This is a genomic window from Moraxella sp. FZFQ2102 (genome assembly GCF_024137865.1).
GTDB lineage: Bacteria > Pseudomonadota > Gammaproteobacteria > Pseudomonadales > Moraxellaceae > Moraxella.
This window is the reverse complement of sequence record NZ_CP099960.1, coordinates 2,246,668-2,261,016: the sequence shown is the minus strand read 5'-3', so window position 1 is coordinate 2,261,016 and position 14,349 is coordinate 2,246,668. Positions and strand designations below refer to the sequence as shown.

Genomic DNA, 14,349 nt, shown 5'->3' with positions numbered 1-14,349 from the left:
TCAGCCCCCTGCCACAGGTGGAATAAAAGCAATAACATCACCATCATTTGCAGGTGTATGCCAATCGGCGATGTGATGATTGATCGCCACAGCAAGCTCATCTTGGCTAAGTGTAAAGCCATAGCGATCGCTTAAATCTTGATAAATCTTAATAAGATCACCGCTATCGACAGTCAGCACTTCTTCATCACGCTGTACGATCTCGGCTAAGCTTGCGAAATACAGCACGGTGATTGTTACATTATTTGACATAATCAGACTTTCCCCCAGTTTTATTGACAAGGCAAATATCACTGATGGTGATGTCATGGCTTAGTGCCTTGGTCATGTCATAGACGGTCAAGCACGCCACAGATACCGCAGTCAAGCTTTCCATCTCTACGCCTGTCTTGTGCGTAACCTTCGCAGTGGCAGTGACGATGATCGCGCACATTTCATCATCATAAATAAAGCTCATCTTAATGGTGTCAAGTGGTAGGGCGTGGCATAGCGGGATGAGTTCATGGGTTTTTTTACCCGCCATGATACCTGCGATGTGCGCGGTGGCGGTGATGTTGCCTTTTTTAGTCTGTCCATCGGTTTGCTTGATCGCTTGATAGATATCCGATGGAAAAATCACCTTGCCTGTGGCGGTGGCGGTGCGCGTGGTTGCGACCTTGTCACCGACATCGACCATGGTAATGTTGCCATCTTTATCCAGATGACTTAGGGTGTGAGTGTGTGCTGTATGATCTGTCATGAGTATATTTATTAGATTAAGTTATCAATGATATGCTTGTAAAGCCAAATGAAAATCTTGTAAAGTATTAAAATTCACTAACTGCCGCCACGCACTCGGCACAGTGACAGTCGCAGTACGCTGATCAGCCAAAAACCGCATCACCGAACGCTCGCCTGCATCCAGATACGCCATCAAGCTTGGCAGAAGTCGCGTATGATACAGTCCAAGCAGTGGATAATCCTTATGATCTTTCAGATAGATCACATCGTAGGGCAGAGCGTGCGTATCGTTTTGCTCATCATTATTCACAGATGTTTGTGAAAGCTTGTCTTGTAAATGTACAAACAGCCGATCCGCCTTGATAAGACTATCGCAGCTGATGATAAGCAGATAGCCATCTGCTGTGGTTGGATTTTTCATCACATATTTCATCGCGCCGCAGATGGCAGACAGCGCACCTGCACCTTTGCCATCGGTATCGCTCGGCAGATGGTCGCTGATCGTCTGCACTGATGATTGCTTGCTGAAGTTTTTACCATTATCAGCAAGCAATACAGGGCAGCCGAGCACCTGTGCGTGGCATAGATGATGATCAAGCACGGTCTTACCATCAGGCAAGGGCAGCAGTGCCTTGGGCTGTCCCATACGGCTAGACTGTCCCCCTGCTAGGATTACGACGGCTGATGGCTGCATAGGGCTTAAGCCTTTGGCAAGCTTAGTGCGATGGATTTTCGCGCAGCAGATGCGGCACGAAGTTGCACGGACGCGTGCGATTATCCAGTTGGTCTTTGATGATGCTTTCCCAACCCGTACGGCACGCACCTGTCGAACCTGGTAAGCAGAAAATTACCGTACTGTTCGCCATGCCTGCCACCGCGCGCGACTGTAGCGTGGACATACCGATTTCGCCATAAGACAAATGACGGAACATCTCGCCAAAGCCTTGCACTTCTTTATCAAACAGCACCGACAACGCTTCAGGCATATTATCACGATGATAAAAACCCGTACCGCCCGTGGTGATGACGGCATTGACATTCGGATCGGCGATCCATGCACTCACCACCGCGCGGATTTGATAGACATCATCAGTGGTAAGCTTGCGATCGATCAGCGTATGACCTGCAGCGATTAGACTATCCGCCAGATATTTGCCCGATGTATCTTCATCAAGCGTGCGCGTATCCGACACCGTCAGCACCGCGATATTTAGCGGTACAAAAGGCTTGTCGGCTTTTTTGGTCTCAGGTTTGTGATTTGGGTCGTTGCACAGTTCGCACATGGTGATTTTCCTTGATTGAGATTTTTACAATAATAAATAAGCGGCAAAGATGATGGCAAAGTCAATTGGCAAAGCAATCAACCGCCAACCATCGACAGATTACGCATGATACCGCTATCGGCACTGTGTAGGTGGTGATGTTCAGGTTTGATTGGCATCAAGCCTTGCAGCGCACCGATCAAGCCATCGGTATCGCCTGCACTCAGATAAGTGCGGATGTCATAATTTTGGTGATCGAACAGGCACAGATGCACTTTGCCAAGGCTGCTGACGCGCAAGCGATTGCAATTATCACAAAAACGCGGCGCATACGGCTCGATCAAGCCAATCTTGCCCAGATAATCAGGGTGGCTGTATTCGATCGCAGGGCCGCCATCTGTAGGTCGCGCCGTCGCCGTCCAGCCATGCTCTTGTAAGTAGGATTTGATGTGCTGACTGCTTGCGTGCTGCGCAAAAAACAGCTGACTGTTGTCCGATGTCTGCATGAACTCGATAAAGCGGTAAGCGACAGGGCGATCTTTGATGAAATCAAGAGCTGCCATCAGATTATCATAAGCAGTATCAGCCATCAAAATCCCATTTAATTTCAATGAGATATCAGTACTGTCAAGCAGCTTATCAATGTCATGTAGCAGTTGTGGCAAGCTGTCATGTCCTGTGATCTGATGGAAAATGGCAGGATCAAAGCTATCAATGCTGATGTTCAGCTTATCCAGTCCTGCGCTGCGCCAAGCCGATAGGTGCTTGCCAAGCTTATAGCCATTTGAGCTGATGCACGCGGTCTGAATGCCTGCAGTGGATTTGGTAAGGGCGATGATGTTGGGTAAATCACGGCGCACCGATGGCTCGCCACCAGTAAGACGCACCTTGGTCGTGCCAAGCGCAGCAAAGCCTGTGAACAAGGTTGAAATTTCATCTAAGGTCAATTCGTTATCAGGTCGCTTACCTTGATAACCGTTCGGCAGACAATAATTGCAGCGAAAATTACAAAAATCGGTCACAGATAAGCGCAGATAAGTCAGCTTACGATGAAAATGATCCGTCAGATGATCAGGGGTCAATTCACTGTGATGAAAAACAGAACCAGACAAGCGATGCTCTGCAAGGGCTGCAGATGGGGTGTGGATTGACTTTTTCATGACAGTGAACTTATGGGCGTTGCCTCGGTGATGGGTATGGCACTACTATAACAAAGTTCGGCAAACGCCCCTATAACCCCATGGGCAGGGTTTGTGTCGGATTACTACTACTTTGGGTGTATGCAGGGCTTATAATTGATACTGTCCCACCGCCCAGACCGCGATCTCGACACGCGTACGCAGACCGATTTTGCCCAAGATATGCTTAACATGAACTTTCACCGTCGATTCGGCGATACCAAGCTTATTGCCGATCATCTTATTGCTCATGCCTTGGGCGATCATCTGCGCCACTTGCACTTCGCGTTCTGTCAGCTCATAGCCGCTGTCAGCTTGCACAGGTTTTCGCATCGCTTGGGCTAGGATTGGCGCAAGACTTGGGCTGATCACCAGCTCCCCACGCAGAATCTTGCGCACATCGGTGATGATCTCTTCAGGCTCCATGTCCTTAAGTAAATAACCATCGACGCCCAGCTGCAGCGCGTCTTGGACATCTTTACTGTTATCCGATACGGTGAATAACAAAACCTTAGTCTCAAGCCCAAGCTCGCGGATCTTTTTGAGCGTCTCGATGCCGTTTAGCACCGGCATACTGTGATCCAAGATCACCAAATCCACCGACTGCTCCGCCAAAATCTCCAAAGCTTCCGCACCGTGATTGGCTTCGGCGATGACTTGCACATCTTTTTCTAGGCTTAATAAATCCGCCAAGCCGCGGCGCAGCATCGGATGATCATCGACAAGCAATAGGCGCGCAGGACCGGCAGCGGTGAAGATTTTTAGGGTCATGGAAAAATCCTTAAACTGATATAAATTTAAACGATATGTAAATTTAGCTAAACTTAGTCGAGATAATATCAATAAACTTAATAAAATAATTTATCAATTCATTCTTTCATAAAACTTCGGCAAAAAACAAATCTTAACAATCGTGCCCGATGGCGCGTTATCACGGATCTGAAATTCACCACCTAAGCTGTGGGCGCGCTCTTGCATGATCTTGAGCCCATGATGCTGCTGACTGCCTGCGTGCTTAGACAAGCCCACGCCATCATCGCTGATCTGCAGATGCACGCGCTGACCTGTATCATCCGACTGCTGATATAGCTGGACAGAAACTTGCTTGGCGTGCGCATGACGCTGAATGTTCGACAGTGCTTCACGGGTGATTTGTAATAAATCAATCTGCTCGCCTGCGCTTAGGTTTTGGCTTAGGATACGATTATCAAGCGTGATTTGAAAATTGCCCTTAGCCGCAAACTCATCACACGCTTGCTCGATGGCGTGATCGAAGCTGCCTGATTCGATTTTTAAACGGAAAGTGACCAACAGCTCTCTTAGCTGTGTATAAGCGCTATCAAGCCCTGTGCGCGCCTGTGTCAGCACTTGTAATAGGCTGTCGCTTGACTGTGCCACACTTTGTCCATCGGTGCTGCCGTCAGCATTGGCATCAGTATTTTGCGCCGCTTCAGACAGCTGACGCGCGTGCGTGCCAAGCATGGCAAGCTGAATCTTCAGATACGACAGCGACTGCGCCAATGAGTCATGTAGCTCGCGTGCGATGGTGTTGCGCTCTTCTAATAAGATCAACTGATGCTCTTGCTGACGCTGCTTTTGGATGGTAAACACAAGGCTGATTAGGCTTGCTAGTGACCGCACAAGCTCATCGGCGACAGCAGGGTTTGGGTGCGAGCTTGACTGCTCATGCACCATCAGCTCACCCCAATAGCTGTTCTGCGCGCTGATCGGATAGATGCGCGTCGTTGGGCGCGACTTGAGCGAACACCGTGCGCAGTTGCCGATGGTGCAGATCTTGCCCATGCGTGGCGCTGATGCATCTTGATCATGTCCGTGATAACCATCCAACTGATGGCTGTGAATGCTGACGCTGTCTTTGACAGCGCCTTCTTTGGATGAGATGATAATCTTATTCGGATCGGTCGTATCCATCACCAATTCATCAACATCATTGATCTTTAAGCGATCATGCAAGCATAGCGTAAAGCCGAAATTTGGATTGATCTTGGAGAAATTTTCAAGCAAGTGATGCAGCTTGGATAAAGTCACTGGCTCTTGGTTTAATTGATTAGAAAAATGATACAATAAAGTCAACAGTTGATTGGCTTGGGTTAGATGCTGCGTTTTATTTTGTACTTCTTGGTTCAGCTTGGTTTGATGTGCGCTGATGGTATTTGCCATGTCATTGAACGACTTGCTCAGCGTCTCAAACTCACGATAACCTGCCAATGGTGCAGGCACATAATGCCCACTGCGAAAATGCCGCGTGCTAAAAATCAGCGAACGAATCGGGCTTAGTACATTGTGCTTCAGCTCATACATTCCCATCAATAGTGTCAATAAAATCACCACCAATGCCGACATCTGTAGCACCTGTTGCCAGTGTTGACGGCGTTCGCTGCGCACTTGGATGCTCTTGGTCAGCTCATTGGCAGCGGTGATATACACGCCTGATGCATCAAGAACGGCAGGGGCGTTATTTTCAAGTAAAGCAGGCTTGAGTACCTGTTGCCAATGCTGCATCAAGGCTTGGGTTTGGTCGTCGATCTCCGTATCTTTATTAAAAAGCATATCTTGATACGCATCCAGCACATCAAGGCGCGACTGCATATCATCGATCAGCTGCTCATTGATCGGCAGATTCGGATCAAGCTTAAAATGTGTATCGATCGGCAAGGTGGTATTGGTCTTTAGTAGATAGTTAATCCGATAAGTCGCCATACGAATCGAGCCGACCGAGTTTAAGGCTTGAGCGTCCGATTTCGACACCCAAGCCAGCAGTGCCGATGTACTTGCCGTCGCCGCCGCGAAAAACACGATCATGCACACCGCCACCCACGCACGCACCGACAGCGATCTGGGCAAAATGGCATCGAGTCGCAAGTTTGGCATATATACCCCCAAAAAGCCATCGGATTTTTAATCAGTGAAAAAATATTGATTATAATCAGCCAAGCCAAAACAAGTCTTTGAAAACACTGATAATTATACGCTAATCCCTGAGAAATCCAACTACCGCTTAAGTAGTAGTTGATGGTATTTTAGCCAAAAGGAGTGTCTTAAATGCTTGATTTAAATCAACTAATTCAAAAAATTTTCACTTTATTATAGTTTGTAAATCTTCCTTACAGCCGTTCAATCCAACCTTATGATATTGAACGCATTCTTGTTATGTTAATTTAACATAGTTAAACAAAAGAGCATCTCATGGCTACGAAATCCACCCTTGTACTCATCTCATCGACCATCGCTTTTACGGTGTGTTTTATGATTTGGATGATGTTTGCTGTGCTTGGCATTCCCATTCAGCAGGCACTTGATTTGAACGAAACGCAATTTGGCTTATTGGCTGCCACGCCTGTGCTGACAGGTTCGCTGGTGCGTTTGCCACTTGGCATGATGACGGATAAATACGGCGGACGCATCGTGTTTTTTGCGCTGATGTTGTGCACCGTTCTGCCGATTTTTTTGATGGGTTATGCTGATCAATATTGGCAGTTTTTGTTATTGGGTCTGTTTGTCGGTTTGGCGGGCGGCTCGTTCTCAGTTGGCATCGCCTATGTCGCCAAGTGGTTCGACTCAAGCAAACAAGGCTTTGCCATGGGTGTGTTCGGCGCAGGTAATGCCGGCTCAGCCTTGACCAAAATGGTCGGCCCTGCGATCATCGCCATGGGCGCATCGACTGCTGTGAGCGCGGCAGAAGGGTGGCGGTTCTTGCCAAAGGTCTATGCAGGCATCATGCTCATCACTGCAATTGGCTTTTGGTTTTTTAGTTTTGATAACAAAGCACATCGCACCGCAAGCAATGTCAGTATCAGCAGTCAATTAGCTGTGCTAAAAGATAAAAATGTTTGGCGATACAGCCAATATTACTCGATCGTCTTTGGTGGCTATGTCGCATTGGCATTGTGGATGACCAAATATTATGTCGGCGAATATGGCTTTAGCCTGCAGACAGCGGCATTTTTGGCGGCGTGTTTTAGCTTACCCGGTGGTGTTTTGCGCGCACTGGGTGGCTGGCTGTCAGACAAATATTCAGCACATACCGTCACTTGGTGGGTGCTGTGGGCGTCATTTTTGCTGCTGTTTGTGCTGTCATATCCACAGACATTTCTCACCATTCAGACGGTCGATGGCGAACAAAGTTTTTATATCGGCTTAAATGCCACCATCTTTACTGTCTTGATTTTCTTACTTGGCATTGCCTTTGCCATCGGTAAAGCATCGGTGTTCAAATACTTGTCCGATGAATACAAAGACAACATGGGCGCGGTCTCAGGCGTGGTCGGTTTGGCAGGTGGCTTGGGCGGCTTTATTCTACCGATCATGTTCGGTGCTGCCGTGGACATCACAGGCGTGCGCTCATCAGCATTTATGATCATGTTTGGCGTGGTGTGGGTAAGCTTGATTTGGATTTATTTATCAGAAGTTAAGCCAAAAATGGAAAAAGGCCATCAGCCAAAACGCGGCTAATTGTGTAAAATTTATTAAAAAATACTCGCACACATAATGTGCGGATTTGGAGAATGTAATGAAAGATGAACTCAAAGGTGGTCGCCGTATTGACGACTGGCGACCAGAAGATGAAGCCTTTTGGGAAAATGGTGGCAAACAAGTCGCCAGCCGCAATCTATGGATTTCAATCCCTGCGCTACTGCTTGCCTTTGCGGTGTGGGTGATTTGGTCGGTGATCGTCGTGCGTATGCCTGAAGTGGGCTTTGGCTTTGATAAAGCGCAACTGTCGTGGCTGCTTGCCTTACCTGCCTTATCAGGGGCGACGATGCGTATTTTTTATGCCTTTATGGTGCCGATTTTCGGTGGCAGACGCTGGACGACAATCTCAACCGCATCACTACTGATTCCGACCGTGTGGCTTGGTTTTGCAATCCAAAACCCTGACACGCCGTTCATAACCTTTGCGATCATCGCGCTGCTGTGTGGCTTTGGTGGGGCGAATTTCTCATCAAGTATGTCGAACATCTCGTTTTTCTACCCAAAATCCAAGCAGGGCATGGCATTGGGTCTGAACGCAGGGCTGGGTAATTTGGGCGTCTCAGTGCTGCAGTTCGTCGTGCCTGTGGTGATTGGTTTTTCGCTGTTTGGTGCATTGGCAGGTGGCGGACAAGTCACCCAAGAAGGCAAGACGCTGTACTTACAAAATGCAGCTTTTGTCTGGGTGATTCCGATCGTCATCATGACACTGCTTGCTTGGTTTGGTATGAATGACTTAAGCGGCGCGAAAGCATCATTTAAAGAGCAATCGGTGATCTTTGGGCGTCAGCACAACTGGATCATGTGCATCTTATACCTAGCGACTTTCGGCTCATTCATCGGCTTTAGCGCGGCTTTTCCGATGGTCATCAAGCAGTCTTTCCCTGAAGTCGATCCTTTAAAAGTGGCATTTTTGGGCCCGTTGGTCGGTGCATTATTCCGTCCTGTCGGCGGTTGGCTGTCGGATAAATTGGGCGGCGCGCGCGTAACTTTGTACAACTACATCATCATGACGGCGGCCGTCATTGCGGTGATGTATTTTCTAAAAGCAGGGAATTTCACCGGTTATTTTGCTTGCTTTATGGTGCTGTTTATCACCACAGGTATCGGTAATGGCTCAACTTTCCGCATGATTCCTGTGATTTTCCGCACCATGCACGAGCACCTAAACTCTCCAGATCTCATCAATCAAGCGCGCAAAGAAGCAGCGGCCGTGGTGGGTTTTGCAGGGGGCTTTGCGGCGTATGGTGGCTTTGTCATCCCAAAAATGTTCGGCTCAGGTCTGGGTGTCAATGGCACTTTCATCGCGCTGATCGTATTTTATGTGGTGTGCATCGCGCTGACATGGTGGTACTACAGCCGTAAAGGGGCTGAATATCCATGCTAAGATAGCAGATATTGTAAAGTTTATATACAATAAAAATGGCTTAGATTTTTGCTAGGCCATTTTTTATTATGTTGATTTTTAAACGATTAATTAGCGCAAGTCGGACAAGTTAGGTTTTTAATAAATTGCATTTTTTGTAAACTTGCACGCGCGCCGTGCCAAATTACCAACTGATTGGCGATAGTATTGATGTCCTTGCCCAGATAATGCAAGGCAACATCTGCGCCCAGTGCACCGATCATCGCCACCGTGCTTGCCAACACACCCGATGTCGCACAGTTGGCTTGCTCAGCTTTTGGCGTACCAAAAACACAAGTGTAGCAGCCTGTTTTATTCGGTTCGAACAGAGCCGCCTGCCCAACTTCTGCGATCGCAGATAAAGACAACAGCGGCGTGTTCAGCTGCAGACTGGTTTGGTTTAATAAAGTTCGGATGGTAAAATTATCACTACAATCAATCCATAGATCTGCGTGCAGATTATGTAGATGATTTACAATATTATCATGATCCAGTTGGGTATGGTGTGCGTGGATGTCCACCAGTGTATTTTGTGCGCTAAGTGCTTGTTTGGCGCACAGCACTTTGGGTTTGCCGATGTCATCTGTCGTATAAAGCAGCTGCCGCTGTAGGTTACTGTCATCGACCGTGTCATGATCAAATAGATGCGCCACGCCCACGCCTGCACGCACCAGTACAGGCGTGACCATCGCTCCAAGTCCGCCCATGCCGATGATGGCAATGGTGCTGTTTTTGAGCCGAAGCTGTGCATCGATGTCCCATCCGTCCAATAAAATCTGACGGCTGTAGCGCATCATCTCAGCATCGCTCAGCATATCGATGGGGTGTTTGTCGCTTTGATTTGTTAAGTTTATTGACATAATACTTACTCGTTGTAGATTGATATAGTCTGCCTATTTTATTGATCAGCGTCAATACACCTTATGGATAAGCGAATGGGCTTAAATTTTGGGTTGAAAATTGTTATACTTCAATTTTCATTATCAAGAAATTTCCCATGAGCACCTTCATCCTAGACGAATTTTTGACCTATAAATTACACCACCTATCCAAGCTCATCGACCAAAAGCTTGACTTTGGCAACGATGAATACGACATTTCCTACAGCGAAGGACGGGTGCTTGCGGTGATTGGCTATCATAAGACTTTGTCGGTCAATGGGCTTGCCAACAAAAGCAACCTTGATAAAAGCCAAGCCAGTCGCGCTACCGCAGCCCTTGTGGATAAAGGCTTGGTCGCCAAAACCAAAAGCGATAGAGACAGCCGCAGCTTTGAGTTAAGCCTGACCACTAAAGGGGAGCTTGCCTATCACGCCATCATCCCGCGTATCCATGAGCGTAATGAGCTTGCCTTGTCCACTTTAGATGATGATGAGCGCAAGCAATTACTTGCCTTGCTTGATAAAGTGGTGGATGGATTGGGGTGATTTTCTAATCATCACCAATTATCATATTTTTCAATAAATATCACAGATTTACCGACAATTGAAATCTTGAATGCATGGCATTATTTTCTTATAATAGTTGCGTACACAACTAATTTTTAACATAAGGAAATGAGCCAATGACGCACAATCCCACCACCACACCGCGACACTCTTTGTACCACGATTATATCGTCCATCCGCATTTTTATCCCAAAGACGGCGCGCAAACGGATGCGCCTGTTACCATCGTCGGCGCAGGTCCGATTGGGCTTACTTCAGCGCTGCTACTTGCCAAGCAAGGCATCAAATCCATCGTGTTGGCAAGCGAGCTACAAGTCTCTGAAGGCAGTCGCGCGCTCGTTTATACCAAGCGTTCGATGCAGATTTTACACACAGCAGGGGTGGCAAAGCGCATTGTTCAAAAGGTTTTGCCGTGGACGGCAGGCAATTCGTTTTATCATGGCAAGCAAGTATTTCGTATGCAAAACCCAAGCGATGATCACGATGTCTTTGCACCGCTTAATAACTTGCAGCAAAACCACCTTGAAGGCTATTTAATCGATGAAGTACTAGCCAACCCAAATATTGAACTTAGATTTGGCAATCTATTGATCGATTTTACATCTGAAACTAATGGCGTGGTACTGAAAATTGACACGCCAGAAGGTGAGTACAGTTATAAGACGCCTTGGCTGATTGCTGCAGACGGCGGTCGCTCTTTTGTACGCAGCAAACTTGAGCTGAAGCTTGAAGGCAGCAGCTATGAAGGGCAATTTGTGATTGTTGATATTAAGGTGGATTTGCCACTGCCGACCGAGCGTTTGGCGTATTTTTCGCCTGAATGGAACAAGGGCAATACCATTTTATTGCACAAAGAACCCGATGGCATTTGGCGATTTGATTATCAGCTGCCACTAGAAGTTTCTAATGAAGAAGCGCTAAAACCTGAAAACATCGCTCACGCGGTCAATTCTCAGCTTACCATGATGGGCTATGGCGATTTGCCTTGGGAGCTGGATTGGGGTTCGGTGTATTCGGCGCGTGCTTTGACTTTGCCAAATTATGTCTATGATCGCATTTGCTTTGTTGGTGATGCGGCGCATTTGTTGCCAATTTTTGGGGTGCGTGGGGCGAACACGGGCTTTCAAGATGCCATGGATTTGTGCTGGAAATTGGCAAGTGTGATTCAAGGCTTTGCAAGTGAAGATTTTCTAAATAGTTATAGCGATGAACGCGTCACGGCCACGCGTGAGATTATTGATGAAGCGGGCAAAAGCACGCGCTTTATGGCGCCACCGAGCAAGGGCTTTCGTCTGCTGCGTGATGCGGTGTTGTCGCTGTCGCTTGAGCATGAATTTGTTCGTCCGCTGTATCATTGGCGCACATCGCGACCACACAGTTATGCGCATTCTAGCTTAAATGCAGCAGGCGATGATAATGCGATTATGCACGCAGATCTTGCCAATGGTAGCCTATTCCCTGATGTCAAAATGGATGATGGTAGCCTATATGATGCCTTGGATTATCAGTTTGCTGTGGTCTATTTTGGACAGACAGTACCACAAGATTTACACGATGAAATCACAGCCATCGCTAATAAATTACCAATTAAACTTGTAACAATCAGCGACGCCAATGCTGATGTTGTGGTGGATGCTGCTGTGATTGATGCGCGCTACCATGCTCAAGGTGGTGAAGTCTATTTGGTGCGTCCTGATCATCATATCGCAGGGCGTTGGCAGAGCTTTCAAAAAGATGCTATTAAAACCTATTTTGATAAGTTTAACTAAATAAGGAAAATTATGAAACAACTAACAACTCAAGAATTAGAAACCATTTATGATGCTTTGGCAACCGCACTGGATGGTATCAATGAAGAAAAGCAGCTGTTATTTTTGACCAAATTAACACTATTGCTTACCAATGAAGTGGGTGATCTGTCCGTCATCGAAACGGCAATCAAATCCGCTGCAACTTTTGAAAACTAAAACAATCCAAGCAAATCATAGATACACCAAGTTGGCTTTTTTAACTTGGTGTTTTTTATACCCAAACCCCCACATCATTCATCAAAATTTATTCGAAAATAAGTTAATAAAGGTCTATAATAGGCAAGAATAATGACAAGGAAATTTGCCATGGCACAAAATACAGACAAAGCACCGAAATTGTACTTACTAACCAATGACGATGATATTCACACCTTGCTTGATAAGCTTGAGCGCGTGCTATCTACTGGCGTAGTATCACTACTGCAAATCCGTCGTAAAGCCACGCTGAAGCAATTCGACCTTGCAACCGTGTATAAAGAAGCCGAGCTGATCGTCAGCCTTGCCAATGACTACGACATCGATATCGTGATGAATGATGATCTTGAGCTGGCTTCACACTTTGGTACAGGGCTGCACCTAGGGCAGCGCGACGGCAGTGTGCGCGTGGCGCGTGAGATCTTAGGCGATGATGTGGTGATTGGGCGCACTTGTCATGCTGATATTGCATTGTTTAAAGAAGCTAAACGAGAAGGGGCGAGCTATGGTGCGATGGGGACGGCATTTGCATCGATCACCAAACCGCGCGCAAGCATCGTACCGCGTGAGATCTTACGAAAAGCAAGCCAAGTGGATCTGCCGCTGTGCGTGATTGGTGGTGTCGCACTTGATAATATCTACCAGCTGCGTGATGATCTGCAAGGTACACCACTGGACTACATCGCAGTGACAGCTGACATCATGGGGCATTCGGTGGACACCATCGAACAAAAATGCCACGCATGGGCAAACAAGCTACAGCACTGGTAATAATTAAGAATTTATTAAAATTAAAACTTGGTGAGTGATGAGAATTTTATTGGTCGAAGATGATGCGTCCCTGGGTCAGACTATCAAAGACTGGCTGGATATGGACGGCTTGGCGGTTGATTGGGTACAAAGTGCAGCGATGGCGATCGGCGCGCTCAAGAACCACAGCTATGACTGCGTACTATTAGACCGCGGTCTGCCTGCGATGAGCGGCGATGAAGTGCTGCGCTTTATCCGCAGTGATCGACTGCCTGTCGCGGTCATCATGATCACCGCCCAAGACAGTATCAAAGATCGCGTGACGGGTCTTGACTTGGGTGCAACGATTATCTGATCAAACCCTTTGATTTAGAAGAAATGTCAGCGCGCATCCGTGCCGCAGTGCGCAAATACAGCGATACAGCGCGCACGCCGCTACTGACGCACCAAAGTGCAGCAGGGCGTATCACGCTCAATCCTGCCGCCAAGACCGTCACGCTCGATGATGCACCCATCGCACTCACCCAAAAAGAATACATCGTCCTACACCGCCTGCTGAAAAATCCCCAACACATCATCTCAAAAGAACAGCTCGAAGATGCGCTATACAGCTGGGGTGATGAGATCGAAAGCAACGCCATCGAAGTGTATATCTCACATCTGCGCAAAAAACTTGGCATGGCAAGTATCAAAACCATTCGTAAGCAAGGCTACACATTAAGTGAGAGTGATAATGTCTGATCACTTCACAAGTTTTTCACTGATGCGTACGCTATTGTTATTTTTCGTGACTGCTGTTGCTGAGATTTTGGGCTGTTATTTTCCGTATTTGATGTTCAATCAAGGCAAGTCCGCTTGGCTGTGGCTGCCGACCATCATAAGCTTATTGGCATTTGTGTATCTACTTAGCCTACACCCTGATGCATCGGGTCGTATCTATGCAATGTATGGCGGTATCTATATCTGCACGGCATTGATTTGGCTAAAAGTGGTGGATGGCGTCAGCCTAAGTACATGGGACATCACAGGAGCTGCTGTGGTGCTAGTTGGTACCTTGATCATCATCCTACAGCCGCGTCAGGGGATCTGA

Annotated in this window: 15 protein-coding genes and 1 pseudogene; 8 read left to right on the top strand and 8 right to left on the bottom strand. The window is 47.3% G+C overall.

Annotated features, from left to right (window positions below; translation table 11 throughout):
• From NGM44_RS10530 to NGM44_RS10500, 7 genes are all read right to left on the bottom strand, one after another.
• Positions 1 to 252, bottom strand: coding sequence for a MoaD/ThiS family protein (locus tag NGM44_RS10530; protein WP_253223598.1), 252 nt, complete (start codon positions 250 to 252; stop codon positions 1 to 3).
• Complete coding sequence (gene moaC / locus NGM44_RS10525) at positions 242 to 739, bottom strand: cyclic pyranopterin monophosphate synthase MoaC (RefSeq protein WP_253223597.1); 498 nt, start codon at positions 737 to 739, stop codon at positions 242 to 244. Before moaC ends, NGM44_RS10530 begins: the two co-directional genes overlap by 11 nt.
• 24 nt (positions 740 to 763) lie before the next feature.
• Positions 764 to 1,543, bottom strand: coding sequence for a molybdenum cofactor guanylyltransferase (locus tag NGM44_RS10520; protein WP_253223596.1), 780 nt, complete (start codon positions 1,541 to 1,543; stop codon positions 764 to 766).
• Complete coding sequence (gene moaB / locus NGM44_RS10515; RefSeq protein ID WP_253223595.1) at positions 1,437 to 2,003, bottom strand: molybdenum cofactor biosynthesis protein B; 567 nt, start codon at positions 2,001 to 2,003, stop codon at positions 1,437 to 1,439. Before moaB ends, NGM44_RS10520 begins: the two co-directional genes overlap by 107 nt.
• 77 nt (positions 2,004 to 2,080) lie before the next feature.
• Entirely contained in the window at positions 2,081 to 3,142 is a 1,062-nt protein-coding gene (gene moaA / locus NGM44_RS10510; RefSeq protein ID WP_253223594.1) for a GTP 3',8-cyclase MoaA, read from the bottom strand.
• Positions 3,143 to 3,271: 129 nt separating this feature from the next.
• Positions 3,272 to 3,931: a two-component system response regulator NarL gene (gene narL / locus NGM44_RS10505; RefSeq protein ID WP_253223593.1), complete on the bottom strand. Its 660-nt coding sequence runs from the start codon at positions 3,929 to 3,931 to the stop codon at positions 3,272 to 3,274.
• Positions 3,932 to 4,024: 93 nt separating this feature from the next.
• Entirely contained in the window at positions 4,025 to 6,052 is a 2,028-nt protein-coding gene (locus NGM44_RS10500) for a type IV pili methyl-accepting chemotaxis transducer N-terminal domain-containing protein (RefSeq protein ID WP_253223592.1), read from the bottom strand.
• Between the two features lie 375 nt (positions 6,053 to 6,427).
• Between NGM44_RS10500 and NGM44_RS10495 the strand changes: the two genes are divergently transcribed.
• Both NGM44_RS10495 and NGM44_RS10490 read left to right on the top strand, forming a co-directional pair.
• Entirely contained in the window at positions 6,428 to 7,633 is a 1,206-nt protein-coding gene (locus NGM44_RS10495; RefSeq protein ID WP_371923554.1) for a nitrate/nitrite transporter, read from the top strand.
• A 58-nt stretch (positions 7,634 to 7,691) separates the two neighbouring features.
• Positions 7,692 to 9,038 carry a NarK family nitrate/nitrite MFS transporter gene (locus NGM44_RS10490; RefSeq protein WP_253223590.1) on the top strand — a complete coding sequence of 449 codons (1,347 nt, stop codon included), beginning with the start codon at positions 7,692 to 7,694 and terminating at the stop codon, positions 9,036 to 9,038.
• An 86-nt stretch (positions 9,039 to 9,124) separates the two neighbouring features.
• Here NGM44_RS10490 and NGM44_RS10485 read toward each other — a convergent pair whose 3' ends face one another.
• Positions 9,125 to 9,916 carry a HesA/MoeB/ThiF family protein gene (locus NGM44_RS10485; protein ID WP_253223589.1) on the bottom strand — a complete coding sequence of 264 codons (792 nt, stop codon included), beginning with the start codon at positions 9,914 to 9,916 and terminating at the stop codon, positions 9,125 to 9,127.
• Positions 9,917 to 10,053: 137 nt separating this feature from the next.
• Here NGM44_RS10485 and NGM44_RS10480 point away from each other — a divergent pair, with 137 nt between their 5' ends.
• The 6 genes and pseudogenes from NGM44_RS10480 to NGM44_RS10455 all read left to right on the top strand — a co-directional run bounded on the left by NGM44_RS10480 (position 10,054) and on the right by NGM44_RS10455 (position 14,349).
• Entirely contained in the window at positions 10,054 to 10,482 is a 429-nt protein-coding gene (locus NGM44_RS10480) for a MarR family winged helix-turn-helix transcriptional regulator (protein ID WP_253223588.1), read from the top strand.
• A 137-nt stretch (positions 10,483 to 10,619) separates the two neighbouring features.
• The gene (locus NGM44_RS10475) at positions 10,620 to 12,272 is read left to right on the top strand and encodes an FAD-dependent monooxygenase (protein ID WP_253223587.1); all 1,653 of its coding nucleotides are present in this window, start codon (positions 10,620 to 10,622) and stop codon (positions 12,270 to 12,272) included.
• Between the two features lie 12 nt (positions 12,273 to 12,284).
• Entirely contained in the window at positions 12,285 to 12,470 is a 186-nt protein-coding gene (locus NGM44_RS10470; RefSeq protein ID WP_253223586.1) for a DUF2783 domain-containing protein, read from the top strand.
• Between the two features lie 150 nt (positions 12,471 to 12,620).
• Positions 12,621 to 13,280: a thiamine phosphate synthase gene (locus NGM44_RS10465; protein ID WP_253223585.1), complete on the top strand. Its 660-nt coding sequence runs from the start codon at positions 12,621 to 12,623 to the stop codon at positions 13,278 to 13,280.
• 37 nt (positions 13,281 to 13,317) lie between these two features.
• Positions 13,318 to 14,000 (top strand): annotated as a pseudogene (locus tag NGM44_RS10460) (response regulator transcription factor).
• Positions 13,993 to 14,349, top strand: a complete 357-nt coding sequence (locus tag NGM44_RS10455; protein ID WP_253223584.1) for a YnfA family protein — start codon at positions 13,993 to 13,995, stop codon at positions 14,347 to 14,349. Before NGM44_RS10460 ends, NGM44_RS10455 begins: the two are co-directional and overlap by 8 nt.

What these genes read in the sequence shown, in the direction of transcription:
- NGM44_RS10530 (WP_253223598.1), bottom strand. Translation starts at nt 252, where the DNA reads ATGTCAAATAATGTAACAATCACCGTGCTGTATTTCGCAAGCTTAGCC.
- moaC (WP_253223597.1), bottom strand. Translation starts at nt 739, where the DNA reads ATGACAGATCATACAGCACACACTCACACCCTAAGTCATCTGGATAAA.
- moaB (WP_253223595.1), bottom strand. Translation starts at nt 2,003, where the DNA reads ATGTGCGAACTGTGCAACGACCCAAATCACAAACCTGAGACCAAAAAA.
- moaA (WP_253223594.1), bottom strand. Translation starts at nt 3,142, where the DNA reads ATGAAAAAGTCAATCCACACCCCATCTGCAGCCCTTGCAGAGCATCGC.
- narL (WP_253223593.1), bottom strand. Translation starts at nt 3,931, where the DNA reads ATGACCCTAAAAATCTTCACCGCTGCCGGTCCTGCGCGCCTATTGCTT.
- NGM44_RS10500 (WP_253223592.1), bottom strand. Translation starts at nt 6,052, where the DNA reads ATGCCAAACTTGCGACTCGATGCCATTTTGCCCAGATCGCTGTCGGTG.
- NGM44_RS10495 (WP_371923554.1), top strand. Translation starts at nt 6,428, where the DNA reads ATGATTTGGATGATGTTTGCTGTGCTTGGCATTCCCATTCAGCAGGCA.
- NGM44_RS10490 (WP_253223590.1), top strand. Translation starts at nt 7,692, where the DNA reads ATGAAAGATGAACTCAAAGGTGGTCGCCGTATTGACGACTGGCGACCA.
- NGM44_RS10485 (WP_253223589.1), bottom strand. Translation starts at nt 9,916, where the DNA reads ATGTCAATAAACTTAACAAATCAAAGCGACAAACACCCCATCGATATG.
- NGM44_RS10480 (WP_253223588.1), top strand. Translation starts at nt 10,054, where the DNA reads ATGAGCACCTTCATCCTAGACGAATTTTTGACCTATAAATTACACCAC.
- NGM44_RS10475 (WP_253223587.1), top strand. Translation starts at nt 10,620, where the DNA reads ATGACGCACAATCCCACCACCACACCGCGACACTCTTTGTACCACGAT.
- NGM44_RS10470 (WP_253223586.1), top strand. Translation starts at nt 12,285, where the DNA reads ATGAAACAACTAACAACTCAAGAATTAGAAACCATTTATGATGCTTTG.
- NGM44_RS10465 (WP_253223585.1), top strand. Translation starts at nt 12,621, where the DNA reads ATGGCACAAAATACAGACAAAGCACCGAAATTGTACTTACTAACCAAT.
- NGM44_RS10455 (WP_253223584.1), top strand. Translation starts at nt 13,993, where the DNA reads ATGTCTGATCACTTCACAAGTTTTTCACTGATGCGTACGCTATTGTTA.